Genomic DNA, 921 nt, shown 5'->3' on the forward strand with positions numbered 1-921 from the left:
CGGCGCCCCCCCCCCCCGAGAAAAAACCCATATTGGAGAAAAGCGCCCCCCCGTCGGAAAAGACCCCCCCAAAACCCCCGGGGCAAAAAACCCCCCCCCCCCATCTGTTCCCCCCTCCCCTCCCCCCCCCTCCTGTCCCCCCTCCCTCTCTCCCCCCTCCTTCCTTCCTTCTTTTCTTCTTCTCTCTTTTCTTTCTTTTTTCTTCCTTTCCCTTCCTCCTCTCCTTCTTCTCTCTCTTCCCCTCCTTCCTTTCTTCTTTCCTCCTTCCCCGCCCCTCCTTCTCCTCTCCTTCCCCTCTTTCTCCTCCCTTCCCTCCCCTCCTCCTCTTTTTCCTCCCCTCCTTCCTTCTTCCTTCCCTTTTTCCCTTCTTCTTTCCTTCTCTTTCCTTCCCCCCCCTCCCCCTTCTTCCCTTCTCTTCCTCCCCTTTCTCCTCCTTCTTTCTGTGGCCCTCCCCCTGTGGGGCCCCACTCCCCCCCCGTTGTTCTCCCTTTCCTTTCCTTTCCTTCTTTCTTCTCCTTTCCCCCCCTTTCCCCCCTTTTTCCTTTTTTTCCCCTTTTCCTTTTTTCCTCTCTTTTTTCTTTCCCCCTCTCTCCCTTTTTCCCCCCCTCTCCTTTCTCCCCCCTCCTTTTTCCCCTTTTCCTTCTCCCCTTTTCCTCCCTTCTCCCCTCTCCCCTTTTCTCTTTTTTTTCTCCTCACCCCCCCTTCCCCTTCTTTAATCCCTTTTTCCTCTTCTTTTATCTTCATTTTCTTTCTCCATTTCTTTCATCTTTGATTTTTCCTTTCTAACCCTTCAATCCTATATTTCACTTCTTCTTATTTTCGCTACCAGTTTTTCCCTCTTTTTAATCTTACCTATTTTTTCCATCTCATCAATCAAGCAGCGCACATGAACCTTCATTCTTCCTCCTTACACATCATCTT

The 921-nt window shown here is 50.9% G+C and carries 1 protein-coding gene; it reads right to left on the minus strand.

Annotated elements, in window-relative coordinates; genetic code table 11:
* A partial coding sequence (locus J3349_RS13955) for a hypothetical protein (protein ID WP_207677828.1) occupies positions 1 to 744 on the minus strand: 744 nt, incomplete at its 3' end.
* Positions 745 to 921: the final 177 nt, after the last annotated feature.

Source organism: Faecalibacterium sp. Marseille-P9590 (assembly GCF_017377665.1).
In the GTDB taxonomy this organism is placed as follows: Bacteria; Bacillota; Clostridia; order Oscillospirales; family Ruminococcaceae; genus Faecalibacterium.